At 64.9% G+C, this 25,667-nt stretch carries 18 protein-coding genes and 1 pseudogene; 6 read left to right on the top strand and 13 right to left on the bottom strand.

Annotated features, from left to right (window positions below; genetic code table 11):
* From acnA to KI243_RS21065, 8 genes and pseudogenes are all read right to left on the bottom strand, one after another.
* Positions 1-2,651: pseudogene (acnA, locus tag KI243_RS21030) on the bottom strand (aconitate hydratase AcnA).
* Positions 2,652-2,664: 13 nt separating this feature from the next.
* Positions 2,665-3,861 carry an ornithine--oxo-acid transaminase gene (gene rocD, locus KI243_RS21035; protein ID WP_177107015.1) on the bottom strand — a complete coding sequence of 399 codons (1,197 nt, stop codon included), beginning with the start codon at positions 3,859-3,861 and terminating at the stop codon, positions 2,665-2,667.
* Positions 3,862-4,036: 175 nt separating this feature from the next.
* Positions 4,037-5,155, bottom strand: coding sequence for a succinylglutamate desuccinylase/aspartoacylase family protein (locus KI243_RS21040; RefSeq protein WP_212809871.1), 1,119 nt, complete (start codon positions 5,153-5,155; stop codon positions 4,037-4,039).
* 166 nt (positions 5,156-5,321) lie between these two features.
* Complete coding sequence (locus KI243_RS21045; RefSeq protein WP_103032619.1) at positions 5,322-6,575, bottom strand: OprD family porin; 1,254 nt, start codon at positions 6,573-6,575, stop codon at positions 5,322-5,324.
* Between the two features lie 112 nt (positions 6,576-6,687).
* Positions 6,688-8,331 (bottom strand): ABC transporter ATP-binding protein, encoded by a 1,644-nt coding sequence (locus KI243_RS21050; protein WP_017124710.1) that lies wholly within the window; start codon positions 8,329-8,331, stop codon positions 6,688-6,690.
* 2 nt (positions 8,332-8,333) lie between these two features.
* On the bottom strand, positions 8,334-9,212 hold the full coding sequence (locus KI243_RS21055; protein WP_042934704.1) for an ABC transporter permease: 879 nt from the start codon (positions 9,210-9,212) through the stop codon (positions 8,334-8,336).
* Positions 9,209-10,150, bottom strand: a complete 942-nt coding sequence (locus KI243_RS21060; RefSeq protein WP_017124712.1) for an ABC transporter permease — start codon at positions 10,148-10,150, stop codon at positions 9,209-9,211. Before KI243_RS21060 ends, KI243_RS21055 begins: the two co-directional genes overlap by 4 nt.
* Before the next feature lie 2 nt (positions 10,151-10,152).
* Positions 10,153-11,712 (bottom strand): ABC transporter substrate-binding protein, encoded by a 1,560-nt coding sequence (locus KI243_RS21065; protein WP_212809872.1) that lies wholly within the window; start codon positions 11,710-11,712, stop codon positions 10,153-10,155.
* A gap of 580 nt (positions 11,713-12,292) precedes the next feature.
* Between KI243_RS21065 and KI243_RS21070 the strand changes: the two genes are divergently transcribed.
* Positions 12,293-13,207, top strand: coding sequence for a LysR substrate-binding domain-containing protein (locus KI243_RS21070; protein ID WP_017124714.1), 915 nt, complete (start codon positions 12,293-12,295; stop codon positions 13,205-13,207).
* 33 nt (positions 13,208-13,240) lie between these two features.
* Entirely contained in the window at positions 13,241-14,707 is a 1,467-nt protein-coding gene (locus KI243_RS21075; protein ID WP_244861759.1) for a serine hydrolase, read from the top strand.
* Positions 14,708-14,776: 69 nt separating this feature from the next.
* Here the strand turns inward: KI243_RS21075 and KI243_RS21080 are convergent, their stop codons facing one another.
* Positions 14,777-15,769 carry a GlxA family transcriptional regulator gene (locus KI243_RS21080; protein WP_017124716.1) on the bottom strand — a complete coding sequence of 331 codons (993 nt, stop codon included), beginning with the start codon at positions 15,767-15,769 and terminating at the stop codon, positions 14,777-14,779.
* Positions 15,770-15,882: 113 nt separating this feature from the next.
* Here KI243_RS21080 and inhA point away from each other — a divergent pair, with 113 nt between their 5' ends.
* The 3 genes from inhA to lhgO all read left to right on the top strand — a co-directional run bounded on the left by inhA (position 15,883) and on the right by lhgO (position 20,728).
* Entirely contained in the window at positions 15,883-16,569 is a 687-nt protein-coding gene (gene inhA / locus KI243_RS21085) for an isonitrile hydratase (protein WP_212809873.1), read from the top strand.
* Positions 16,570-18,033: 1,464 nt separating this feature from the next.
* A complete protein-coding gene (locus KI243_RS21090) occupies positions 18,034-18,744 on the top strand; it encodes an FCD domain-containing protein (RefSeq protein WP_017124718.1) in 711 nt (236 codons plus the stop codon).
* A 790-nt stretch (positions 18,745-19,534) separates the two neighbouring features.
* Positions 19,535-20,728, top strand: a complete 1,194-nt coding sequence (gene lhgO / locus KI243_RS21095; RefSeq protein WP_177109087.1) for an L-2-hydroxyglutarate oxidase — start codon at positions 19,535-19,537, stop codon at positions 20,726-20,728.
* 6 nt (positions 20,729-20,734) lie between these two features.
* Here the strand turns inward: lhgO and KI243_RS21100 are convergent, their stop codons facing one another.
* The 3 genes from KI243_RS21100 to KI243_RS21110 are packed head-to-tail and all read right to left on the bottom strand — an operon-like array spanning position 20,735 to position 23,722.
* On the bottom strand, positions 20,735-21,055 hold the full coding sequence (locus KI243_RS21100; RefSeq protein WP_177109090.1) for a hypothetical protein: 321 nt from the start codon (positions 21,053-21,055) through the stop codon (positions 20,735-20,737).
* A gap of 5 nt (positions 21,056-21,060) precedes the next feature.
* Complete coding sequence (locus tag KI243_RS21105; RefSeq protein ID WP_212809874.1) at positions 21,061-22,413, bottom strand: acyclic terpene utilization AtuA family protein; 1,353 nt, start codon at positions 22,411-22,413, stop codon at positions 21,061-21,063.
* 16 nt (positions 22,414-22,429) lie between these two features.
* On the bottom strand, positions 22,430-23,722 hold the full coding sequence (locus tag KI243_RS21110) for a citrate:proton symporter (protein WP_017127960.1): 1,293 nt from the start codon (positions 23,720-23,722) through the stop codon (positions 22,430-22,432).
* A 133-nt stretch (positions 23,723-23,855) separates the two neighbouring features.
* Between KI243_RS21110 and KI243_RS21115 the strand changes: the two genes are divergently transcribed.
* On the top strand, positions 23,856-24,752 hold the full coding sequence (locus KI243_RS21115) for a LysR family transcriptional regulator (RefSeq protein ID WP_177109089.1): 897 nt from the start codon (positions 23,856-23,858) through the stop codon (positions 24,750-24,752).
* Here KI243_RS21115 and KI243_RS21120 read toward each other — a convergent pair whose 3' ends face one another.
* Positions 24,753-25,667, bottom strand: a complete 915-nt coding sequence (locus KI243_RS21120; RefSeq protein WP_177086824.1) for a LysR family transcriptional regulator — start codon at positions 25,665-25,667, stop codon at positions 24,753-24,755.

Raw genomic sequence — 25,667 nt, forward strand, 5'->3', positions numbered from 1 at the left:
TCACACTCCTTGGCGAGTCCGCTTCACGGTTTTACGCACGACAAACGGCAATACGCCGCCGTGCTCAAGGTACCCAAGCTCCTGCAACGAGTCGAGGCGCAACAGCAGTTCCGTGGAGCAAAGCGTACCGTCCGCACGCCGGATCACCAGGGTGATCGGGTTCTCGCCCACACTCAGTTGATCGAGGCCCTCGAAGGTCAGGGCTTCGCTGCCGTCCAGGCGCAGGTCCATGACCCCGGCGCCGCTCTTGAACACCAGCGGCAGCACGCCCATGCCGATCAGGTTGCTGCGGTGAATACGCTCGATACTGCGCGCCACGACGACCTTGATACCCAGCAGGCTGAGCACCTTGGCCGCCCAGTCACGGCTGGAACCGGCGCCATAGTTGATCCCGGCCAGCAGTACCGTTGGCGTGCCACGGGCGATGTAACTCTGCGCCGCCTGGTACAGCGGCAGGTATTCGCTGCGGTCGGCATTCCACGCCCACACGCCCTGGCGCGCCGGCTGGCCGGTATCCAGCAGGTTGTTCAGGCGCGGATTGGTGAAAGCGCCACGCACCATCACCTCATGGTTGCTGCGCCGGGTCGAATACTGGTTGAGGTCCGCCAGGGCTTCGCCGCGCTCGCGCAACCAGTGGCCGGCCAGACTCTCGGCGGGGATGGTCCCGGCCGGCGAGATATGGTCGGTGGTGACATTGTCGCCCAGTACCACCAGGGCGCGGGCATTGGCGATGGACAGCGAGGCCGCGGGCTCGGCGCCGATTCCCGCCAGGTACTGCGGGCGACGCAGGTAGGTGGACCGCGGCTGCCAGGCGAACTGCACACTGCCGTCGGCTTCCAGGGCCTGCCAGTGATGGGTGCCCTGCCAGAGCAGTTCCTGGCGCTGGCGGAACAGCGACGGCCGTACCACCCTGCTCACCAGCGCCGCCACCTCGGCCTCGTCCGGCATCAGCTCGTGCAGGTACACCGGCCGGCCGTCCCGATCCACGGCCAGTGGCTGGCTCGATACGTCGATATCGATGCTGCCGGCAATCGCATAGGCCACGCAGAGCGCCGGCGACGCCAGGTAGCCGGCAGGGACCCTGGGATTGACCCGGCCTTCGAAATTGCGGTTGCCCGAAAGCACCACCACGCCTTTCAGGCCCTGGTCGGCAAAGGCCTCCACATGGCTTTCCAGGCTGCCGGAGTTGCCGATGCAGGTCATGCAGCCGAAGCCCGCCAGTTCAAAACCGACCGCGGCGAAATCCCGTAGCAGGTCGGCGTCCTCCAGGTAATCGGCGACCACCCGCGAGCCGGGAGACAGGGATGTCTTGACCCAGGGTTTGCGCCCCACCCCACGGGCCCGGGCATTGCGGGCCAGCAAGCCGGCCTGGATCATCTGCGCCGGGTTGGCGGTGTTGGTGCAACTGGTGATGGCCGACATCACCACCGCGCCATGGCCGATGGGCACATCGAACGACGGCTCGAAAAAGCGCTGCCCGGTATCGGTGGGGATCTGCTGGTGAAACGAGGCCGCCGCCGTCGCCAGGGACTGGCGCTGGTGCGGCTGGTGAGGCCCGGCGACGCTGGGCTCGACCGTGTCCAGGTCCAGCTCGATCAACTCGTCGAACTGCGGCTCGGGATCGCTTTCCCGACGCCACAGCGACTGCGCCGCCATATACGCCGACACCTTGCTGACCAGGGCGGTCGGGCGCGCGCTGAGGGTGAGATAGGACAGGGTTTCGTCATCGAACGGGAAAAACACCACGGTGGCGCCGTACTCCGGTGCCATATTGGCGACCGTGCCCCGTGCCGCCCAACTGAGGGACGCCAGGCCCGGCCCGGTGAACTCGACGAACTTGCCCACCATGCTGCGCCGGCGCAGCAACTCGGTCACGGTCAATGCCAGATCGGTGGCGCTGACGCCGGGGCGCAAGGCATTGCTGACCCGGATCCCCACCACCTGTGGATAGGGAATCGGCACCGGTTCGCCGAGCATCGCCGCCTGCCCTTCCAGGCCGCCGACGCCCCAGCCCAGCACACCGATGGCGTTGATCATCGGCGTGTGGCTGTCGGTGGCGACCATGCAGTCCGGGTGCAGCAGCACCTGGCCGTCGGCCATGTTCGACTCCCAGACCACCTGGGCAATCGACTCCATGTTCATCTGGTGAATGATCCCGGTGCCCGGCGGGATCACCTTGAAATTGTCCAGGCTGGCCTGGGCCCACTTGATAAACCGATAGCGCTCGCTGTTGCGACGGAAATCGATCGCCAGGTTGGCCTCCACCGCGCCGGCCTCGGCGTAGTGTTCGACGATCACCGAATGGTCGATGGTCAGCACCGCCGGAATCGACGGGTTCACCGCCCGCGGATCGCCACCCAACTCGGCCACCACGTCGCGCATGCCGGCAAAATCCGCCAGGGCCGGCAGGCAGGTGGTGTCATGGAACATCAGCCGATTGGGCTGGAACGGCACCTCGCAATCGGCACCGTTCCCCGTGGCCCGCGCCAGCACCCCGGCAGCGCCGCCGGTGCGCAGCGGGCGATGTTTTCCAGGAGGATACGCAGCGAATACGGCAACCGTGCCAGTTGCCCGGGCGTCAGCAACTTGTGCAGGTCGAGATAGGCGAAGCGTTGCTGATCAATGTCGAGGTGGCTGAGAAATTCGCTCATACGGGGACTCAAGTCAGACCAGTTGTTTGAACACGCGCTCGATGCGCTCCAGGCCCCAGTCCAGTTCTTCGCGACTGATGGACAGCGGCGGCGCGATGCGCAGCACGTTTTCGTGGGTTTCCTTGGTCAGCACCCCCTCGGCCAGCAGCGCTTCGCAGATCGGCCGGGCATCGCGGTCCAGCTCGACCCCGACCCACAGGCCACGCCCGCGGATCTCGCGAATGGCCGGCGAGCCAAGGGCGGTCAGGCGCTCCACCAGGTACTGACCCAGTTGCGCGCTATTGTCGATCAGGCCCTCGTCCTCCAGCACCTTCAACGCCTCCAGGCCGATAGCTGCCGCCAGCGGGTTGCCGCCGAACGTGGAGCCGTGGCTGCCGGCATCGAACAGGTCCATGATCGGGTGGTCGGCGACGAACGCCGACACCGGCATGATCCCGCCGCCCAGGGCCTTGCCGAGGATCAGCGCGTCCGGGCGGATGCCTTCGTGCTCGAAGGCGAACCACTTGCCGGTCCGGCCCAGGCCCGACTGGATCTCATCGAGGATCAGCAAGGTATTGGTTTCATCGCACAGTTGGCGCAACTCGCGCAGAAAACCGGCGGGCGGCAGGCGAATCCCCGCCTCGCCCTGGATCGGCTCGATCAGCACCGCACAGGTATCAGCGGTAATGGCCGCGCGGAAGCTCTCGATATCGCCGAAGCGGGCTTCGCTGAACCCGTTGCAGAACGGACCGAAATCGGCCTTGTACGCCGGCTCCGAGGAGAACCCGACGATGGTCGAGGTACGGCCATGGAAGTTGTTGTCGGCGACGACGATCTTCGCCTGGTTGGCCGCGATGCCCTTGACCCGGTAGCCCCAGCGGCGCGCCGCCTTGATCGCGGTTTCCACCGCTTCGGCACCGCTGTTCATCGGCAGGGCCGAATCGAAGCCGCTGATGCGGCACAGGGTCTGCAGGAAGTTGCCCAGCGGCTCGCTGTAGAACGCCCGCGAGACCACGCTGACCTTGTCGATCTGCGCCATCGCCGCCGCACGAATACGCGGGTGGGCATGGCCGTGGCTGACGGCGGAATAGGCCGACATCATGTCCAGGTAGCGGCGCCCGTCATCGCCGATGGCCCAGACGCCTTCACCCTGGACGATGACCACTTCCAGGGGTGAGTAATTGTGGGCGCAAAAGCGCTTTTCCAGGGTGATCGCCGGATTCGGTTGCATGGGAAAGTCCTGCCAGATAACAAAAAATGAATGGTTTCAAGGATCGCTCCCACGCTCTGCGTGGGTGCGCCGCCCGGGACGCTCCGCGTCCCGCTTCAAGTGCGCCTGGAGTTGACGCGGAGCGTCACGGGATGCACTCCCACGCAGAGCGCGGGAACGATCGGCTATTCGAGGATCAAGCGCTGAGCAACTTGCCGCTGCGAATCGGCGTGGCACCGGAGACCCGGCCCAGGGGATCGCCCGGCTTGACGAAGCGAACGTCGCGACGCATGTACAACACGCCGGTGTTGTGGCTGTTCAGGGTGGTGATCTTGCCGCTGTGCGGGTCGACGATATCGAACAGCGGCTCGCCCGCTTCGATGCGACTGCCGACCGCGGCGCGGTGGACCAGCACGCCGGCGCAGGGCGAATAGAACTGCTCGCTGCCCGCCAGGGGCGTGGCCGGGTTACGCAGTTCCGGCAGCGGTCGCGGGGTGCCTTCGATGGCGCCCAGGTGGGTCAGGTAATCGATGATCGCCGTGGCATCGTGTTCGGCCAGGGCATAAGAAACGTCGCGCTGACCGCGGTGCTCGATGGTCACCGCGACGCTGCTGTCGGGAATCGGGAAACGCGCGCCGAAGCGCTCGCGCAGGTTCAGCCACAGCAGGTACAACGCCTCGTCGAACGAGTTGGCCTGGGAATCGGTCGCCAGCAGGGAAACCTCGGCACCGATATAGCGGGCCAGGGGTTCGACCGTCGGCCACACCGTTTCCCCGGTGTAGACGTGCATGGCCGCTTCGCGGGAACAATGCAGGTCGAGCACGATGTCGGCGTCATGGGCCAGCAGCATCAGGGTGCGCTGCAACGACTGGAACTCATCCATCGGCTCGGCGGCCCGCAGGCACTCGCCCCAGGCCTGGCGAATCAGTTGCCGGTTAGCGTCGATGTCCTGGCCCAGCCGGGACTCGATCTTGCCCGCGATCTCCTGGTAGGGCACCGGGAAACCACGGTTGTAATTGCGCCCGCTGCCCAGCTCGAAACGCCCGCTCGGAGCGCCCATGATGTACTGGCTCAGGCCCGCCGGGTTGGCCACCGCCACCAGGACGATTTCGGCATTCAGGCGATTGGCGTCTTCGAGCTCCGCCAGTTGCCGACGCAACCGGGCGGCCACCAGCAATGCCGGCGTTTCGTCGGCGTGCAGCGCCGCCTGGATGTAGATTTTCCGCGCGGCCCCCAGTGCACCGTAATGCTCACTCTCCACGTGCCTGTGGGTACCCTGTGTCGCTTGCAGCAAGGGGTGTTGATTAAGTTTCATAAACCAGAAGTCTCGATATTCGAGTGACGGATGCCGTGGAAATAGTAGCGAGCAGCGGTGATCACCAGTAAGGGCGGCCAGGGCTATCTCGATCTGTTGTTCCGATCACGACCGCCCCCGCCGGGATCACTCCCACGATGCGCATGGGAGTGATCGGCGGGCCCTGTTACCAGAGGGCGATGGTGTAACCCAGCAGCACGCGGTTCTCGTTGACGTCGTTGAAGTAGTTGCCCTTGGCCAGGGCGTTGCGCCAGCGCATCGACACGCCCTTGAACGGACCGGTCTGCACCACGTAGGCGATGTCCAGGTCACGCTCCCATTCGCGGCCCTCGCCGTTGAAACCGAGGACTTCGGCCGAATCGCCCTTGGCGTACTTGGCGCCGAAGGTCAGGCCCGGCAGGCCGATGTCGGCGAAGTTGTAGTCGTAGCGGGCGTGCCAGGCCTGTTCCCGGGTCTGGGTGAAGTTGCTGAACTGGTACTCGGTGAACAGGTAGGTGATGGAGCCGTCCAGGTAGGTGAACGGCGTGGTGCCGTACTGCCGCTGGAAGCCGCCACCGATACTGTGGCCCTTGTACTGGTAGGTCAGGCGCGTACTCAGGGCACGGTTGTCGACATCACCGGCCAGGCCGGCGCCATCCTTGTCGGCCTTGAAGTAGCGTATGTCGGTTTTCAGCGCGCCCGGCCCCAGGCCGAAGCTGTTCTTGAACCCCACGTATTGCTGGTGATAGATGCTGTCCAGCTCGGCATAGTGGTAGCTGAGCAGGGTATTGGGGGTCAGCGAATAGTCGCCGCCGGCGAAGCGGAACTTGTCGCTCAGGGCCGTGCTCTTGTAGACCTTGCTGACGGTGGTCAGCTTCATGTCTTCGTAGTTGGTCGAGTCGCGGTCCTTGGCCTGGTCCAGTTGGCCGAGGCTCAGCTTGAGGTTGCTGATGTCATTGGAGATCAGCTGGGTACCGCTGAACGACTGCGGGAACAGCCGGCTGGTGTTGGGTTGCAGGGTCGGCAGGTCCGGGACCAGGTAGCCCACGCGCAGTTCGCTCTTGGCGAAACGGGCCTTGGCGGTCACCCCCAGCTTGGAATACTCGTCGGACGCGCGCTTGTCGCTGTCGCGCTGCAGCAGCCCGGTGCCGGAACGGTCGGGGCTGGAGTCGAGCTTGACCCCGAGCATGCCGGTCAGGTCCAGGCCGAAACCCACGGTGCCTTCGGTGAAGCCGGACTTGATGCCGAGAATGAAACCTTGCGCCCATTCGTTGCGCATCGACTGCGAGGCTTCTTCACGGTAGTCGCGGTTGAAGTAGTAGTTCTTCAATTCCAGCGCGCCGCTGCTGTCCTTGATGAACTCGGCATGGGCCAGCGACGGGAGGATCCCGCTGCTGACGACGCCCACGCCGGTGATGAGATGAGTCAGGGATTTTTTCATTTTTTTAGCTCCTGGCAGTGTCGAGAGGTAGGGTGTTTTTCTTGTTCTTCGGGCATGGCTTCGCCGTTCGCGCAAATCGACGATTTGCGCGGCGGGTGAAGTCAGTCCTGGGTTACAGCGCTAGCGGGACGGGGGCCGGGCGGATGCGATAGCCACCGTTGTCCAGTTTCTCCAGAGGGCTGGCGGCGGCCAGCAACTTGCGGGTATAGGGATGTTGCGGTCGGTCGAAGATCTCGTCGCGACTGCCCATCTCCACCACCCGCCCCTCGCTCATCACCGCGACCCGATGGGCAATGCGCTCCACCGCCGCCAGGTCGTGGGAGATAAACAGGCAGGCGAAGCCGTACTGCGCCTGCAGGCGTTCGAACAGTTCGAGAATCTGCTTCTGGATGGTCATGTCCAGGGCCGAGATCGGTTCATCGGCGATCACTAGCCGCGGGTGACGAACCAGCGCCCGGCCGATCGCCACGCGCTGGCGCTGACCACCGGACAGCTGGTGCGGGAAGCGGTCGACGAACTGCTCGGCCAGGCCGATATCCGCCAGCGTCCTGGTGACCCGTTCGCGCTTTTGCGCGGGAGTCATGCCGGGCACATGGCGCAGCGGTTCGGCCAGGATGTCGCCGATCTTCATGCGTGGATCGAGGGACGAATACGGGTCCTGGAAAATCATCTGGCACTGCAGGCGATGCTCGCGGTTGCCGGCCTTGAGAATGTCCACGCCTTCGAACTCGATGGCGCCGGCACAGGCGCTGTTCAGGCCGACGATCGCCCGGCCCAGGGTAGTCTTCCCGGACCCGCTGCCGCCCACCAGGGCCAGGGTCTCCCCCGGCGCGATGGTCAGGTTGGCCGAATGCACCACGCGCTTGGGCTGGCTGCGCCCCCACAGGCTGCGCGGGCCGGGGTGTTCGATGCACACGTCCCTGACCGTCAGCAACGGCCCATCCGCCTTCGGCAGTTCGGCCAGTTCGCCGCGCCGGGGCAGCGCCTCCAGCAACTGGCGGGTGTACTCGGCCTTGGGCGCCAGCAGGATCTGCTGGATGCTGCCCTGCTCCACCGCGCGGCCCTCGCGCATCACCACCACCTTGTCGGCATAACGCGCCACCAGGGACAGGTCATGGCTGATAAACAGAATCGCCGTGCCCTGCTCGCGGGTCAGCTCCAGCATCAGCTTCAACACGTCCAGTTGCGCCAGGCAGTCCAGGGCGGTGGTCGGCTCGTCGGCGATCAGCAGCGCCGGGCGCAACAGCATCACCGAAGCGAGCATGATCCGCTGACGCATGCCGCCGGAGAACTCATGGGGATAGGCGGCCAGGCAGCGCTCGGCATCCTTGATGCCGATATGGCCGAGCATCTCCAGGCTGCGCTGGCGAATCTGCGCGTCGCTCAACAGCGTGTGCAGACGCAGGCCCTCGGCCATCTGTTCGCCAATGCTCATCGACGGGTTGAGGGAGACCATGGGTTCCTGGAACACCATGCCGATCTTCGCCCCGCGCAAGGCCCGCAGTTGCTCGGGCGTGAGCTGATTGAGGTCATGTCCCTGGAAGCGCACCTGGCCGCCGCAGTGTTCCAGGGGCGGCGGCAGCAGGCCGATGGCGGCACGGGCGGCCATGGTCTTGCCGCTGCCGGATTCGCCCACCAGCGCGACGATCTCGCCGGGGGCGATGGTGAAGCTCAGGTCGTTGACCGCCAACGGGCCGTGGCTGCCCACGCGGATTTTCAGCTGATCAACCGCCAGCAATACATCGGTCGTGGTCATGGTCACTTGCTCATCCGCGGGTCGAGACGATCACGCAAGGCGTCGCCACAGAGGTTGAACGCCAGCAGCGCCATGGCGATGCAGGCTCCGGGAAACAGCCCCAGCCAACTGGCCGTGGCGATATACGGGCGGCTGGCCGCCAGCATGTTGCCCCAGGTCGCCGCCGGTGGCGGCACGCCCAGGCCGAGGAAGCTCAGGGAGCTTTCGGCGAGGATCGCCCAGCCGAACATGCTGGTGGCGAGCACACAGACGGGGGCCACGCAGTTCGGCGCGATATGCCGCAGCATGGTGTACAGCTCGGAGTTGCCGATGACCCGCGAGGCTTCGACGAACTCTTTCTCCCGCAGCGACAGCACCGTGCCGCGCACCACCCGCACCACCGAAGGGGTGTAGGCCAGGCTCAAGGCGAAGACGATGCCGTACAGGCTCGGGCCGATGATCGCCATCAGGCCCAGGGCCAGCAGGATGCCGGGAAATGCCAGCAAGGCGTCGTTGACCATCATCAGGCCACGGTCGACCCAGCCGCGCAGGAAGCCGGCCAGCAGGCCCAGCAACGTCCCGGCACTGATCGCCAGGGTCACGGTGAGAATGCTGACCCACAGGCTGGTGTGCGCACCGATCATCAACCGGCTCAACACATCGCGACCATATTCGTCGGTGCCCAGCCAGTGGGCGGCCGTCGGTGCCTGCAAGCGTGCCAGCAGGTTCAGGCTCAGGGGATCGTGGGGCGTCCAGACCAGGCCGAGCAAGGCCATGATCAACAGCACGGCCAGCAGGATCGCGCCGATCAGCGCGTTCAACGGCGGCACACGCCAGGACCTGGAAGCACGCACCGGCGCCGGCAGCAGCACCTCGGGCGCGGCAGGAAGAGGCTTATTCATAACTTAACCCTGGGGTCGAAGAGCGGGTACAGCAGGTCCACCAACAGGTTGACCAGCACATAGACAAAGGTCACCAGCAGCAGGCAGCCTTGCAGCACCGGGTAGTCCCGGGCGTAGATGGCATCGACCATCAGGCGGCCGATACCCGGCAGGGTGAACACGGTTTCCAGCACGGCGATACCGCTGAGCAGGTTGCCGAGGATCAGGCCGATCAGGGTCAGCGTCGGCGCAAAGGAATTGCGCAGCGCGTGGCGCCACAACACCGCCCGCTCCGACAGGCCCTTGGCCCGGGCATGGGTGATGTATTCCAGGCGCAGCACCTCAATGGCGCTGGCCCGGGCCATCCGCGTGATCGCCCCGAGTTCCACCAGGGTCAGGGTGACGATCGGCAGGACGATGTAGCTCAGGGCCTGCCACGGCGCCGTACCGAACGACACGTAGCCCACCACCGGCAACCAGCCCAGCTTGATACCGAAGGCGTAGAGCAGCAGCAGGCCGAGCCAGAAGCTGGGGATCGACAGCAGCAGCGTGGCCGTCGACACCACGCCGAAATCCAGCGTGCTGTTCTGTTTCCAGGCCGACAGCAGGCCGGCGGGCACCGCGATCAGGGCCGCCAGCAGCACCGACACCAGGACGATCCCGGCACTGACCTGGAAGCGCTCGAGGATCAGTGGCAGCACCGCCTCGCTGGTGGTGATCGAATGGCCCAGGTCGCCGCTGAACACGGCCTTGAGCCAGATCACGAACTGCAACGGCAGCGGCTGGTCCAGCCCCAGGGCCGCACGGGTGACTTCCAGGCTGTGGGCGTCGGCCATGTCGCCGAGCATCAACAGGGCCGGATCACCCGGCACCAGGCGGATGATCGCGAAGACCATCAGCGAGATCAGCAGCAAGGTCGGGATCGCCATTGCCAGCCGTTGAACGATGAAACGCAACATCCTCAGTTACTCCCGGACGCAGGCACGCTGACGGTCCACAGCCGCGGCTTGGACACCGGCCAGGTGCGCAGGCCCTGCACGTAATCGCGGGAGGCGGCAATCGCGTTGCCGTTGTACATCGGGATCATCGGTACATCCTTGAGCATCTGTCGATGCAACTGGTCGAACAGCGCCTGGCGCTTGTCGATATCGGATTCACGCTGGGCCTCGCGCAGCCACTGGCGCGCCTCGGGGTTATCCCAGACCTTGCGCGGTTCCTTGTCCTTGTCGCCGGTCACCGAGTCGAAACTCAGGGCCGGGTCCAGGCGCTCGGAATACGGGAAAGCCATCATCTGGTAGTTGCCGGTCTGGTAGCGTTCGAGCTGGGTGCCCCACTCCAGGGTTTCCAGTTCCAGGTTGATGCCGCTGGCCTTGGCCATGGCCTGGACGAACACGCCCATGTCGAAGATCGCGGCGTAGCGCTTGTTGACGATCAGCTTGATCGGCTCGCCCTTGTAACCGGCCTCGCGCAGCAGTTGCGCGGTTTTCGCCGGGTCGAAGTTGAAGCCCAGGTCCTGCGTCGCCTTGTGATAGTGACTGCCGCTGGCGACCATCGAGTTATTGGCCTGGGACCGTCCCCCCGTGAGCGCGGCGACGATCTGCGCGGAGTCCAGGGCATGGGCGATGGCCTGGCGCAGGCGCACGTCCTTGAGCAGCGGATCACGGGTCTGGAACAGCAGGGCATTGACCGACATGGTGCCGCTGGAGGTGACCTTGATGCCGGAACTGGCGGCCAGTTCGGTGGCGTCCAGCGGGGTGACATCGATCAGCAGGTCGACGTTCTTCGACAGCAATGCCGCCTTGGCCGCCGCCGGGTCCGGAATCACCAGCAGGCGGACGCGGTCCAGGCTGGTGGTCTTGTTTCCGGTGTAACCGTCCGGGGCCTTTTCATCCCGCGGGGTGTAGTTGGCGTTGCGCAGCAGTTCGACATACTGGCCGGGCTTCCACTCACCCAGGCGGAACGGACCGGTGCCGATGGGCGCCTTCCACTGGCCGTCCACCACCGAGTCCGGGTGCAGGATGCCGCTGCCGCCACATTCAGGCAACGCGGTGCTGGTAAGGAACAGGCCGTTGGGCTTGTCGAGGGTGAACACCACGGTCAGTGCATCCGGCGCGCTGATATCGACGATTTTCGCGCCGCCATGGCCGTCGAACTCGGGGGCGCAGCGCCATTGGGTCTTCGGGTCCAGGTAATGCTTCCAGGTCCACAGCACTTCGGCCGAGGTCAACGGCGCACCGTTCTGGAATTTCACCCCGTCACGCAGATGGAAGGTGTAGCGCAGGCCGTCATCGGACATCTGCACATCCTTGGCCAGCAGCGGGCCGACGGTCGCATCTTCACGGAAGGCCACCAGTCCTTCGGTGATGTGCAGGATGATCGCGTCGGAGTTGGTGTCACGGTTGACTCCTGGCTCGGTGCTGCGAATGTCGGCGTTCAACGCCACCTTCAACAGATTCTCGGCGTGAGCGGTGCCCATCAGCGCAGCTGACAAGGCGCCAGCCAGGATTAAAGTCTTATTCATGATAAATGCACCCTAAATGATCCTTAAGCTCGGGTTCGGACGCTGGCAGGACCCAAGAACAGGCACGGCCGAACACCTCATGATTTGTTGTTGTTTTAATCGCGCTTATCCCATAGGCCGCGGCACTATCGAATCGCTTATAACCTTTCGTTTATCAATAACCGGGTATTGATAATATTTGGTCAGACTCACTGACGCGGGTATTTCCAATCAATGCCCCGACACCGTGTTCATGTTCCGGAACCGATCTTAGAAGCAACCCGAGGAACTTGAGAAGAACGCTCGGAGTGATCGGGATCGGTCCAGGCGATCAACCCCTGGTCCGTTGTGGTCATGGCTCAACCCTACCGAGAAATCGGGCCCTGGAGCGGAAAAAATTGCGATTTCAGTGATCAGAAATACTGAACCTGATCGTCAATACCGATCTTTCAAGGCCAATTGGCATCCGATAAGCTGCGGCCGGTGCATTATTGGACGACCCGGTTTTCGCCCTACAAACAATTCTCATTCGATAATTAACGTCGTGCACACAACAACTGGAACAGCTTGATCAATAACGAACGAAACGAGGCCGACCGTCATGACTCTCACCCATCTTCGCGCGTTCTGTTCCGTGGTTGAAAAGGGCAGTTTCCGTTCTGCCGCACGCCAACTGGATGTCGCCCAAAGTACCCTGACGCAATCGATCCAGACCCTGGAAAAAGAACTCGGCGTGGTCTTGCTGCAGCGCTCGAACCAGGGCATCAACCTGACTCCGGCCGGCGAGGTGTTCCTGATCCGCGCCCGCTCCATCACCCTCGATTGCGAACGTGCCCTGCTCGACCTGCAGCCCTGGAAAGGCGAACCCGAAGGCCATATCGCCCTGGGCGTGACCTCCGAGCCCCTGGCCGAATTGCTCCTGCCGGTGCTGAGCAGCTTCACCCAGCGCTTCCCGCGCATGCAGGTGCACGTGGCGAGCGGTTCGACCAAAGGCCTGATCGAAAAGGTCCGCGACGGCCGCCTGGATTTCGTGCTCTGCCCGCTGGCCCCGAATGTCAGCGATATCGACCTGTCCATCGACCGCCTCTACAGCTCCAACGCCGGCATCATCGCGCGCAAGGGGCACCCCCAGGCCCAGGCCCGCTCGGTACAGGCCCTCACCGACTGCCAGTGGATCAGCGTGCGCCCGGCAGGCGTGGTGGGCGGCGCGGAAAACCGCCTGACCGAACTGTTTCGCGCCCAGGGCCTGGCGCCGCCGAAGATCGCCATCACCACCGACTCGCTGCTGGAAACCCTGCACATCGTCTCGGAAACCGACTACCTGACCATCGAGCCACGCATGCTGCCGGGGATGAAACTGTTTTCCAGCGCCCTGACCACCATCGCCATCGAAGAGCCCCTGGCGTCGCGCGATGTCTGCCTGATCAGCCGTCGCGCCTCGCCGCTGACCAGCGTCAGCCAGGAGCTGACCAGCATGCTGATTTCCTATTCACGGCTGGTGCACCGTACCCGCTGATCCACTCCTCCCCCGAAGACGCCGAGCCTGTCCATGCCTAGCGATTGCGCAACACCCACCCTGCCCCGCATCTCCCACGATGGCCTGCCCCGCGCCACCCCCGGCAGTGTCGGCATCGATGCCGACCATGTGCGCGCCTTCCTCGACGAAGTCCAGGCCGCCGGCCTCGACCTGCATGGCCTGATGCTGCACCGCCACGGCCATGTGGTCGCCGAAGGCTGGAGCTGGCCCTGCGACCCGAACGAACCCCGCGTCCTGCATTCGGTGGCCAAGAGCTTCACCGCCTGCGCCATCGGCCTGGCCGTGGAAGAAGGCCTGCTGAAGCTGGACGACCGGGTGGCGGCGTTCTTTCCCGAGCATCTGCCGGCCGATGCCGACCCACGGCTGGCGGACCTGACCGTCGAGCACCTGCTGACCATGCGCACCGGCCATGCTTCGAACACCTCGGGGTCGGTATGGCGCGCCATCGACACCAGCTGGATCACCGAGTACTTCAAGATCCCCCTGGCCTATGCCCCCGGCAGCCATTACGTCTATACCAGTGCCGCCAGCTACATGCTCTCGGCCCTGATCAACCGGGTGACCGGACAGACCCTGCACGAATACCTCAAGCCCCGCCTGTTCGTCCCGCTGGGCATCGACAACGAGCGCTGGGCCATCGGTCCCGATGGCGTCAATCCCGGCGGCAACGGCCTGACCGCGCCGGTCTGGGCGATGCTCAAGCTGGCGATCCTGCATGCCCAGGGCGGGATGTGGGAAGGCCGGCGGATCCTGCCGGCGGACTGGGTCGAGGCTGCCACCCGCCCGCAAGGTGGCCCGGACAGCCGCTACGGTTACCACTGGGCGATCAAGCCACGCCACGCCTATACTGCGGTCGGCGTGTTCGTGCAGATGGCCATGGTGTTTCCCGAATACGGCGCCACCCTCGCCATCGTCGGCGGCATGAAGAATTCCGCCGAGGTGATTCCCTTTATCGAACGCCACTTCCCGGCTGCCTTCGGCAACGACAGGCAACCGCGCCCGGAGGCGGATGCACGACTGCAACAGCGCCTGGCGCGCATGGGAGAAATCCCGGTGCTGGTTTCCAGCGGCGCGCCGTCAGCGGCCCCTTCGGGGGTTTTCGAGGTGCAGGCCAACAACCTCGGCGTCCGCCAGCTGTCCTTTGCCTTTGAAGATAATCTGCTGCGGTTCCAGCTGACCGATACCCATGCCAGCCATGCCCTGGAGGTAGGCATCGGGCAGTGGCTGCGCGGCGTCACCGATATGCCGGGACGGGCCCTGCACCACGGTTACGAATTCAAGGGCGCGCAGATCGTCGCCGGTGCCCGCTGGCTGGATGGCAAGAGCCTGGAAATGACCTGGATCTACCCGCAGACCGCATTTCGCGACCGGGTGCTGTGTGTGTTCGACGGCGATCAGCTGAGCTTCGCCCGCACCGTCAACGTCAACAGTGCCGGGCGCGAACAGGAAGTGTTGCAGGGGCGGCGCATCAAGGTTTGACTCTTGCCACAAACGCGGACGCGGAGCGCCCCGGAAGGCATTCCCACGCGGGAGCGCGGGAACGATCGTTCAGGCGTCCGCTCTCGCCAGCCCGCTGCCACTGAAGCGCTCGCGATAGGCCTGGGGTGTCACACCCAGGGCTCGCAGGAAACTGCGACGCAAGGTTTCCTCGCTGCCAAAGCCGCAGCGGGCGGCGATCCGCTTGATCGGCGTGGCGGTGTCGCTGAGCAGGCGACGAGCGCTTTCCACACGGAGGTTCTCGATGGCACGGGCCGGCGTCTGGCCGGTTTCCGTGCGGTAGTGGCGGACAAAACTGCGCTCGCTCATGCCCACCTGTTGCGCCAGGACCGGAATCGACAGGTCCATCGCCAGGTGCTCGGCGATCCACGCGTGCAGGTCGCCAAAACGGTTGCCGGACTTCTGCAGGGACAAGGTCGCGCTGAACTGCGACTGACCACCCGGACGCTTGAGAAATACCACCAGGTGCCGGGCCACTTCCAGCGCCATCGACCGCCCCAGGTCCTGCTCCACCAACGCCAGGGACAGGTCGATACCGGCGGTGACTCCGGCGGACGTCCAGACCGGTCCGTCATTGATAAAGATCGGATTGGGCTCGACCTGCAACTTCGGGTATTGCTCGGCCAACTGCTCGCAGCGAGTCCAGTGCGTCGCCACCCGCCGCCCATCCAGCCAGCCGCTGGCCGCCAGCAGGAATGCCCCGGTGCACACCGAGGCGACCCGTCGGGCGCAGGCGGCTTGCTGGCGCACCCACTCCACCAGCAGCGGGTCCTCGGCAGCGGCGTAGGTGCCCCAGCCACCGGCGATGATCAGACTGTCGCAGGGTGTCGTCGCCGCCGGCAGCGGCTCGGCCACCAGCGCCAGGCCGGCCGAACTCATCACCGGCCCGGCCTGGGCGGCAATCACTCGCGGCGCATAGGGCAACGGCAGGCCCTGGGAACGAGCCAGATCGTTGGCCGAAGCAAACACTTGCAGCGGCCCGGTGACATCGAGCACCTGCACATTGGGAAAAGCCAGTACCTGGATGATGCGGGGTCTGTTCATGATGATTGGCGTAAAAAGTGGGCTGTATGGCGCATTCGCCAAATGCTACGGGACTAGAGTGAAGCCGTCCACACACGCCGGACCTGCTTATCCCTTCACGAGGAGCTTTCGACATGACGCTGCACATCGGCTTTCTGCTGTTCCCCAACGTGCAACAACTGGACCTGACCGGTCCTTACGATGTCCTCGCCTCGCTGCCGGATGCCAAATTGCACCTGGTCTGGAAAGACCTCGAAACAGTGAAGTCCAGCACCGGCCTGCCCTTCACCCCGACCACCACCTTTGCCGACTGTCCGGCGCTGGACGTGATCTGTGTCCCCGGTGGTGCCGGTGTGGGAGCATTGATGGAAGATCCCGAGACGCTGGCCTTCATCAACCGACAGGCCGAGCAGGCGCGCTATGTCACGTCGGTCTGCACCGGTTCGCTGGTGCTCGGCGCCGCCGGTCTGTTGCGCGGACGCAAGGCCACCACCCACTGGGCCTATCACGACATGCTGACGACCCTCGGCGCGATAGCCGTGAAGGAGCGCGTGGTCCGTGACGGCAACCTGCTGACCGGCGGTGGCATCACCGCCGGGATCGACTTCGCCCTGACCCTGGTCAACGAACTGGTGGGCGCCGAGGAAGCCCAGGCGATCCAATTGCAGCTGGAATACGCACCGGCGCCACCGTTCAATTCCGGTAGCCCGGAAACCGCTCCCGAGGCGATCCTCGCCATCGCCCGGCAGCGGGTGGTGGAATCGCGCCGCCAGCGCGGTCTGATCACCGAACGGGCGGCCGGGCGGTTGGGCTTGCTCTGAGGATCGCGCCCTCCAGATATCTTCCTGGAGGGTGGGAAATACATCGACCTTGCGATTGCCATCGCCAGCAAGCCGGCTCCCACGGGATTCGGGCCAGACAGGGCATATGCGTCTGAATACCCACCCTGTGGGAGCTGGCTTGCCAGCGATTGAGGCCAGTGGAAATGGCATCGACCTCACGGTCGCCATCGCCAGCAAGCCGGCTCCCACAGGATTCGGGCCAGACATGACGTATGCGCCGAGCACCCACCCTGTAGGCGCTGGCTTGCCAGCGATGGGCCAGTGGGAATGGCATCGACCTGACGGCCGCCATCGCCAGCAAGCCGGCTCCCACAGGACTCGGGCCAGACATAGCCTATGCGTCCGAGTACCCACCCTGTGGGAGCTGGCTTGCCAGCGATGAGGCCAGTGGGAAATACATCGACCTTGCGATTGCCATCGCCAGCAAGCCGGCTCCCACGGGATTCGGGCCAGACAGGGCATATGCGCCCGAGTACCCACCCTGTGGGAGCTGGCTTGCCAGCGATTGAGGCCACTGGGAATTGCATCGACCTCACGGTCGCCATCGCCAGCAAGCCGGCTCCCACAGGATTCGGGTCAGACAGGGCATATGCGCCGACTACCCATCCTGTAGGAGCTGGCTTGCCAGCGATTGAGGCCAGTGGGAAATACATCGACCTCACGGTCGCCATCGCCAGCAAGCCGGCTCCCACGGGATTCGGGCCAGACATGACCTATGCGTCCGAGTACCCATCCTGTGGGAGCTGGCTTGCCAGCGATGAGGCCAGTGGGAAATACATCGACCTTGCGATTGCCATCGCCAGCAAGCCGGCTCCCACAGGATTCGGGCCAGACAGGGCATATGCGCCGAGCACCAGCCCTGTAGGAGCTGGCTTGCCAGCGATGAGGCCGGTGGGAATTGCATCGACCTCACGGTCGTCATCGCCAGCAAGCCGGCTCCCACGGGATTCGGGCCAGACATGACGTATGCGCCGAGCACCACCCCTGTAGGAGCTGGCTTGCCAGCGATGAGGCCAGTGGGAATTGCATCGACCTCACGGTCGCCATCGCCAGCAAGCCGGCTCCCACAGGATTCGGGCCAGACAGGGCATATGCGCCGAGCACCAACCCTGTAGGAGCTGGCTTGCCAGCGATTGAGGCCGGTGGGAATTGCATCGACCTCAGGGTCGCCATCGCCAGCAAGCCGGCTCCCACGGGATTCGGGCCAGACAGGGCATGTGCGCCAAGCACTAACCCTGTGGGAGCTGGCTTGCCAGCGATGGGGTCATGCAGATCGCTGCAAGCCTCAAGGACCTCATTGCCGGCAGGTCGGCGCCTGCAGGTTATGCGCTGTTTTCAATGGCCTGTTTCCTCGGCTGAACGGCATTGACCATGGCAGCGCGGTATTGACAGGAAAATCCGGCTCGGTCATTGTCTGACAACCTGACTTATGAGCAGACTCCCATGCTTGAACTCCAGCGCCCCGATTCCCTGGTCGAACGGGTCGTCAGCGCCATTCGTGCCGAAATCGAATCCGGTCGCCTCGCGGCCGAATCGCGCCTGCCCACCGAACAGCAGCTGGCTGAACAGCTGAATGTCAGCCGTTCCGTGGTGCGCGAAGCGATTGCCCAGCTCAAGGCCGACGGCATCCTCGTTGCCCGTCGCGGCCTCGGCTCGTATATCTCGCAAACCCCTGCCGGGACCGTGTTCCGTTTTCCGAAAGGCACCGGGCGCAACACCGACCTGGCGCAGATGTTCGAAATGCGCCTGTGGATCGAGACCCAGGCCGCCGCCATCGCCGCCCAGCGCCGTGATGCCGGCGACCTGCAGCGCATGCGCGACGCCTTGCAGGAAATGCACGACAAACGCACCGACTTCGCCGCCGCCGCCAGTGCCGATGTGGCCTTTCACCGGGCCATCGCCGAGGCCAGCAAGAACGACTACTTCGTCGCCTTCCACGATTTCCTCCGCGGGCAACTGGCCGAAGCCCGGCGCACCGCCTGGGAAAACTCGGCGACGCGTTCGGTAGGCGGCTCGGCCGACGCCGGCCGGGAACACCAGGCACTGTTCCAGGCCATCGTCGACGGCGATCGCCAGGCCGCGGCGGCCTGTGCCGAAGCCCACCTGCGAGCGGCGGCCAAGCGCCTGCAACTGGAGTTGCCTGCGATGAATTGAACTGTAGGCGCTGGCTTGCCAGCGATGAGGCCACTGGGAGTTGCATCGATCTCACGGCCGCCATCGCCGGCAAGCCGGCTCCCACAGGATTGGGGCCAGACCTGGCGTCTGCGCCCGGACATAACCTTGTAGGAGCTGGCTTGCCAGCGATGAGGCCACTGGGAGTTGCATCGATCTCACGGTCGCCATCGCCGGCAAGCCAACTCCCACAGGATTGGGGCCAGACCTGGCGTCTGCGCCCGGATATAACCTTGTAGGAGCTGGCTTGCCAGCGATGAGGCCACTGGGAATTGCATCGACCTCACGGCCGCCATCGCCAGCAAGCCGGCTCCCACAGGATTGGGGGCCAGACCTGGCGTCTGCGCCCGGACATAACCTTGTAAGAGCTGGCTTGCCAGCGATGAGGCCACTGGGAATTGCATCGACCTCACGGCCGCCATCGCCAGCAAGCCGGCTCCCACAGGATTGGGGCCAGACCTGGCGTCTGCGCCCGGACATAACCTTGTAGGAGCTGGCTTGCCAGCGATGAGGCCACTGGGAATTGCATCGACCTCACGGCCGCCATCGCCAGCAAGCCGGCTCCCACAGGATTGGGGCCAGACCTGGCGTCTGCGCCCGGACATAACCTTGTAGGAGCTGGCTTGCCAGCGATGAGGCCACTGGGAATTGCATCGATCTCGCGCCGCCATCGCCAGCAAGCCAACTCCCACAGTGGGTGATGTGATTTTTTATGGATTGATTAGTCTGACAACCTGATAACAAGACCTGCACTGAAAAGGGTGACTGAACCATGATCTACGACTTTTGCATCATCGGCGGCGGCATCGTCGGCCTGGCCACGGCCATGGAACTGCTCAAGCGCCAGCCCGGCGCCTCGCTGGTGATCCTGGAAAAGGAAGCCACCCTCGCCCGCCACCAGACCGGGCATAACAGCGGGGTCATCCACGCCGGCATCTACTATGCCCCCGGCAGCCTCAAGGCCGACCTGTGCAAACGCGGCGCCCAGGCCACCAAGGATTTCTGTCGGGAGCACGGCATCCGCTTCGAGGTCTGCGGCAAAGTGCTGGTGGCCTCCACGCCCCTGGAAGTCCAGCGGATGGATGCCCTGTATGAGCGCTCGCAACTCAACGGCCTGAAGGTCGAACGCCTCGACGCCGATGAACTGCGTCGCCGCGAACCGAATATCGTCGGCCTCGGCGGTCTGTTCCTCGATGCCACGGGGATCGTCGACTACCGGCAAGTCTGCGAGGCGATGGCACGGGTGATCCGCGCCGGTGGCGGGGAAATCCGCCTGGAAAAGACCGTCACCGCGATCCGGGAAAACACCGACAGCGTCACCGTCAGTACCGAGGATGACGTCTGGCAGGCCCGCAAGCTGGTGGCCTGTGCCGGCCTGCAGTCCGACCGCCTGGCAACCCTGGCCGGGATCCCCATCGAACACCAGATCATCCCGTTCCGTGGCGAATACTTCCGTCTGCCGGCGTCGAAGAACGACATCGTCAACCACCTGATCTATCCGATTCCCGACCCCGAACTGCCGTTCCTCGGCGTGCACCTGACCCGCATGATCGACGGCAGCGTGACGGTCGGCCCGAATGCGGTGCTGGGACTGGGCCGGGAGAACTACCGCAAGTTTTCGGTCAACTGGCGGGATGTCGCGCAGTACGCCAGCTTCCCCGGCTTCTGGAAAACCATTTGGCAGAACCTCGGTTCCGGCAGCGTGGAAATGAAGAACTCACTGTTCAAGCGCGGCTACCTGGAACAGTGCCGCAAATACTGCCCGTCGCTCACCGTCGAGGACCTGCAGCCTTACGAGGCCGGTATCCGCGCCCAGGCGGTGATGCGCGATGGCAGCCTGGTGCATGACTTCCTGTTCGCCGAAACGGCGCGCATGGTCCATGTCTGCAACGCGCCGTCACCGGCCGCCACCTCGGCCATGCCCATCGGCGAGATGATCGCCGAACGGATTCTCGCGCCGAGGTAAGCCGGTCTAGTCGTCCAGCTGCACAGGCATGTCGAGCAGCGCCGAGCCCAGGCTCTTGCCGTGGGCATCCAGGGCCAGGGAGCGGGTCACGCCGCCACGCAGGATACCCGGCAGGACGAAGTTCAGTGCCTGCACGCCCGGCAGCTCATGACGGCGCACCGGCCCGGCGGTCGGCTCGCGCAATTCGGCGAACCAGGCCGCGACCCGCTCCGCCGTCAGCCATTGGCGCAAACGCGGATAGTCTTCGGCGCGATAGGCGATCACCGAGATGTTCGAGGTATCGCCCTTGTCGCCCGTGCGTGAATGGGCCAGGGCCCGCAGTACCACCGTAGTCATTGCAGATCCTCCAGATGAACCCGGGCACCAAGACGTTCCCGCGGCAACAGCAACGACGCCACCGCCACCACCTGGCGGACACTCTTGCTGGCCCCGCCGCCGCCCGAGGGTCCGTTGGTGTACAGGGTCTCCACCTCATTGCCGATACGCACGGCATCGGTCCGCCGCGCACAACGAGCGGCCACCCGCAGGCGGACTTCCCAGGGCTCGCTGTCGACCCGACTGCCGAGGCGTTCGCCATGCAGCGAATCGACGCCCATCAGCTCGGCCCGTACCTCGTCCATCTCGACGCCGATGATCTGCAAGCGCTCCAGCACCACCTCCCGCGCCAGCCGCGCCCGGGCCAGCGCTCCGGGACCGCCGTAGGACATCTGCCCTTCGCCGATCCAGCCATCCAGGTAACCGACCGAAACCTTCAGCGAGTCCGGTCGTGGCAGCCCCGTGGCGCCCTGCACCGCCACCCGGTCCGGGCCCTGGTCGAGAAAACTCACCTGGGAGAAATCGGCGCTGACATCCGGGGTCAGGTACGCCGCCGGATCATGCACTTCGTAGATCAGTTGCTCGGCGCACGTCGCCCGGTCCACCCGACCACCGCTGCCGACGACCTTGGTGATGACCGCCAGGCCCTGTTCATCGACCTCGGCCAGGGGGAAACCCAGGCGTGCCAGGCCAGGCACATCCTTCACCCCGGGATCGGCAAAATAGCCGCCGGTGATCTGCCCGGCACATTCGAGCAGATGACCGATCAGGGTGCCCCGCCCCAGGCGTTGCCAGTCATCCGCTGCCCAACCGAACGCGAACAACTGCGGGGCGAGAAACAGCGAAGGGTCGGCGACCCGCCCGGTAATCACCACATCGGCATCCGCCGCCAGGGCCTGGACGATACCCTCGGCGCCCATATAGGCATTGGCGGAAATCAGTCGCTCGCCCAACTGCTCGACCCGCAGGCCGTTGTCCAGCAGCCGGCCGGGCTCGGCCTGCAGGATCGCCAGCACGTCGTCGCCGGTGACGGCGGCCACCTTGAGCTTCGTCAGGCCCAGTTCAAGGGCGATCCGCCGAACTTCCCGAGCCGCCGCCAACGGGTTGGCGGCGCCCATGTTGGTGATGATCCGCAGCCGCCGCGCATTGCCGGCGACAAAGGGCAGCACCCGCTGCATGCGCTCGCGCAGCAGGGGATCGTAGCCCGCCTCGGGATCGCTCAGCCGCGCCTGTTGCGCCAGGGCAATGGTCCGCTCGGCCAGGCATTCGAATACCAGGTAATCCAGCTCGCCCTGGGCCGCCAGTTCCACGGCCGGTTCGATACGGTCGCCGGAGTAACCGGCACCGGAACCGATACGCAAGGTTTTCATCGCAAAGTCCTTCATGTCAGAAGACGCCCAGAAGCAACGCCGTCAGGGTCATCAGCACCGAGGCGGCGAACAGGAACGGAATGGTGAAACGCTGGTGATCGGCCAGTTCGATCTTGCACAGCCCCACCAGCAGGAAGGTCGCCGGGGTCAGCGGGCTGACCGGGAAGCCGGTGGTGTGCACCCCGAGCAGCGACGCCTGGGCCACCTGCAACGGCTCCACGCCGAGGGCCTTGCCGACTTCGGCGATCACCGGCATGACGCCGAAGTAGAAAGAGTCCGGATCGAACAACAGGCTCAGCGGCATCGACAGGAAGCCCACCACCGCCGGAATCAGCTTGCCGTGCCCGGCGGGAATCTGCGCCACCGCCACTTCGGCCATGGCCTTGAGCATGCCGGTGCCCTGCATGATCCCGGTGAATACCCCGGCCGCCAGGAGAATGCTGGCCATGGTCAGCGCGGTCTTGGCATGGGCATCGATACGGGCGCGCTGGGCGTCGACGTTCGGATAGTTGAGGCACAGCGCGACCACCGTGCCGAGCATGAACATCACCACCGGGTCGACCCAGCCGGCGATCATCACCACCATCACCAACACTGTCAGCAACAGGTTGGCCCAGAACAACCGCGGCCGACGCAGGCGCTCTTCCTCCGCACCGATCACCCGGGTGGGCACGCTGTCCACCGCGGCGCCCGCGCCGAGCCCGAGGCGACGCTCTTCACGACGACCCAGCCACCAGGCGCTGGCGAAGACAAACAGCAGGCCGACGATCTGCACCGGGATCAGTGGCTGGAACAGGTCCGCCACCGGTACGTGCAGGGCCGCCGATGAACGCAGCACCGGGCCGGTCCAGGGCAGGAAGTTGACCCCGGCGGCCATGGCCGCGACACAGGCGAGGATCCGTCGATCGATACCCAGCCGCGTGTACAACGGCAGCATCGCCGGGACCGTCACCAGGAAGGTCACCGCGCCCGAACCGTCGAGGTGTACCAGCAAAGCCAGGAGCGCGGTGCCCATGACGATACGGGTCGGCCGCGTGCCGACGGTGCGCAGGATACGGTCGATGATCGGGTCGAGCATGCCGGCATCGGTCATCACCCCGAAGAACAGGATGGCAAAGACGAACATCCCCACCACCGGGGCGACGTTCTTGATACCGGTGACGATAAAGGCACTGGTCTGCAGGCCGAAGCCACCGAGCAACGCGGCAATGATCGGCAGCGCAATCAGGGCAACCAGGGGCGAGAGGCGCTTGCTCATGACAGCGGCAAGCAGACAGAGAATGGTGATGACACCCAGCGTGGCAAGCATGGGAAGACTCCAGTGAGCCGCCCCGACAGGCGAGTGGCCCGGGGGTGGACGGTTATTGTTTTCCCTGGAGTATTGGAACGCGGTTAAGCTTTGTAAATTGGAATGTTCACTGCCTTATGTTCGGAAAAACAGAATGAAGAACTCCATCCAGCATATCCGCGCTTTTCTTACCGTGGCCCGTACCGGCAGCTTCACCCGGGCAGCGGACGAATTGCATCTGTCGCCCTCGGCACTGACCGTGCAGGTCCAGCAACTGGAAGACTGGCTCGGCGTCGCCCTGCTCGAACGCAGCCCGCGCCAGGTCAGCCTGACCAGCGCCGGACAGCAGGCCCGGGGGCCGATGGAGAAGCTGCTGCTGGATCTGGACAATATCGTCAGCGGCTCCCGCGACCTGGCCAGCCTGCAACGCGGGGTGGTGACCATCGCCGCCCTGCCGTCGATCTGCTCCGGCGCCCTGCCGCCGGTACTGCGCACGTTTCGCGAAGCCTTTCCCGGCGTCGAAGTGCGCCTGCGCGATGTGGTCGCCCAACGCATCGATGCGCTGGTGCGGGAGAACGAGGTGGATTTCGGCCTGGGCGTACGGGCCCGGCTCAATCATGGCCTGGACTTCGAAGTGGTGATGGTCGACCGGCTCTGCCTGTTCGTGCCGCATCAGCATGCGCTGGCGCGAAAAAAACGCGTGCGTCTGTCAGACCTGAGCGGCCAGCCGATGATCCTCACCGGGCGCGACAGCAGCGTGCGCGAACGCGTCGAGCAGTTGTTCGACGAGCAAGGCCTGGCCCTGGTGCCGGGACTGGAGGCCAACTACATGTCCACGGTACTGGCCCTGGTGCGCCAGGGCCTGGGCATGACGCTCCTGCCGGAATCGGCGGATGACGGGCTCCATGGGCTCAGGCGACTGCCGGTGGAACACCCCGGCGTCAGTCGCGAGATCGGCCTGATCACTCGCAGTGGCCAGACCCTGGGACCGGCGGCGGCACGCTTCGTCGAGTTGGTGCGCGGCCGTTTCGGCGAAACACCGCCGGCCTGATCAGGCCCGGCCGACGTTGTCGCCAAAGGCGCGGATCAGGTCCAGCAGCATCTTCACCCGCAGCGGCAGGTTGCCGGCCGGGTACACCGCATGCATCTGCGGATTCTCGCCATGGCTGGACGTCAGCCGGTACTCGGGACAAACCCGCACCAGCCGCCCGAGTTCCACCTCGGGCTCGGCCAGCCAATCCGCCAGCCGGGCAATGCCCACCCCCGCCAACGCAGCCTGAAACACCGCCGCGCCGGAGCTGAAGCGAAATTTCGGATGCACCCGCAAGCTCATTGCCTGCTGCTCGCTGCGAAAATTCCATTCTTTAAGAATCCTTGGGGCGGTGTGCAGGATCAACGAATGGGTTTCCAATGCCTCTATCGAATCTGGCGTGCCACGGCGCTCCAGATAAGCGGGACTGGCATACAGATGACGGGCATAGCTCCAGAGCGGAAAACCGATCAGGTCGCTGGACTGCGGAAAGGCGCCGCGGATAGAAAAGTCCAGCTTGCTCTTGGCCGGGTCGATGGTTTCGTCGGTGAAGATCACGTCGATACTCACCTCGGGATAGCGCTCGCAGTACTGCGCGATCAGCCGCGGCATCACTCCGTGACCGAGAAACTCCGGGGCTGAAAGGCGGATCCAGCCGGTGGCCAGGCCGCTGATGCCGGCCAGGTCTTCATCGGCTTCACGTTGCAGATCCAGCATTTTGTGGGCATGGGGCAACAGGCGCTCACCGGCCTCGGTCAGGCTCACCGCATTGGCCGAGCGATTGAACAGCTTGACCCCGGCACTTTCCTCAAGGGCCTGAATGGCACGGGTCAGCGAGCTCGGCGAGCGTCCCAGGGTACGCGCCGCGGCAATAAAACTGCGCTTGCGCGCCACGGTCGCGAACGCTTCGAGCTCACCCAACATATCCAGCGCCAT

Source organism: Pseudomonas sp. Ost2, from assembly GCF_018326065.1.
Taxonomy (GTDB): domain Bacteria; phylum Pseudomonadota; class Gammaproteobacteria; order Pseudomonadales; family Pseudomonadaceae; genus Aquipseudomonas; species Aquipseudomonas gingeri.

Coding starts and splice junctions, on each gene's coding strand:
- rocD (WP_177107015.1), bottom strand. CDS start 3,861: ATGCAACCGAATCCGGCGATCACCCTGGAAAAGCGCTTTTGCGCCCAC.
- KI243_RS21040 (WP_212809871.1), bottom strand. CDS start 5,155: ATGAAACTTAATCAACACCCCTTGCTGCAAGCGACACAGGGTACCCAC.
- KI243_RS21045 (WP_103032619.1), bottom strand. CDS start 6,575: ATGAAAAAATCCCTGACTCATCTCATCACCGGCGTGGGCGTCGTCAGC.
- KI243_RS21050 (WP_017124710.1), bottom strand. CDS start 8,331: ATGACCACGACCGATGTATTGCTGGCGGTTGATCAGCTGAAAATCCGC.
- KI243_RS21055 (WP_042934704.1), bottom strand. CDS start 9,212: ATGAATAAGCCTCTTCCTGCCGCGCCCGAGGTGCTGCTGCCGGCGCCG.
- KI243_RS21060 (WP_017124712.1), bottom strand. CDS start 10,150: ATGTTGCGTTTCATCGTTCAACGGCTGGCAATGGCGATCCCGACCTTG.
- KI243_RS21065 (WP_212809872.1), bottom strand. CDS start 11,712: ATGAATAAGACTTTAATCCTGGCTGGCGCCTTGTCAGCTGCGCTGATG.
- KI243_RS21070 (WP_017124714.1), top strand. CDS start 12,293: ATGACTCTCACCCATCTTCGCGCGTTCTGTTCCGTGGTTGAAAAGGGC.
- KI243_RS21075 (WP_244861759.1), top strand. CDS start 13,241: ATGCCTAGCGATTGCGCAACACCCACCCTGCCCCGCATCTCCCACGAT.
- KI243_RS21080 (WP_017124716.1), bottom strand. CDS start 15,769: ATGAACAGACCCCGCATCATCCAGGTACTGGCTTTTCCCAATGTGCAG.
- inhA (WP_212809873.1), top strand. CDS start 15,883: ATGACGCTGCACATCGGCTTTCTGCTGTTCCCCAACGTGCAACAACTG.
- KI243_RS21090 (WP_017124718.1), top strand. CDS start 18,034: ATGCTTGAACTCCAGCGCCCCGATTCCCTGGTCGAACGGGTCGTCAGC.
- lhgO (WP_177109087.1), top strand. CDS start 19,535: ATGATCTACGACTTTTGCATCATCGGCGGCGGCATCGTCGGCCTGGCC.
- KI243_RS21105 (WP_212809874.1), bottom strand. CDS start 22,413: ATGAAAACCTTGCGTATCGGTTCCGGTGCCGGTTACTCCGGCGACCGT.
- KI243_RS21110 (WP_017127960.1), bottom strand. CDS start 23,722: ATGCTTGCCACGCTGGGTGTCATCACCATTCTCTGTCTGCTTGCCGCT.
- KI243_RS21115 (WP_177109089.1), top strand. CDS start 23,856: ATGAAGAACTCCATCCAGCATATCCGCGCTTTTCTTACCGTGGCCCGT.
- KI243_RS21120 (WP_177086824.1), bottom strand. CDS start 25,667: ATGGCGCTGGATATGTTGGGTGAGCTCGAAGCGTTCGCGACCGTGGCG.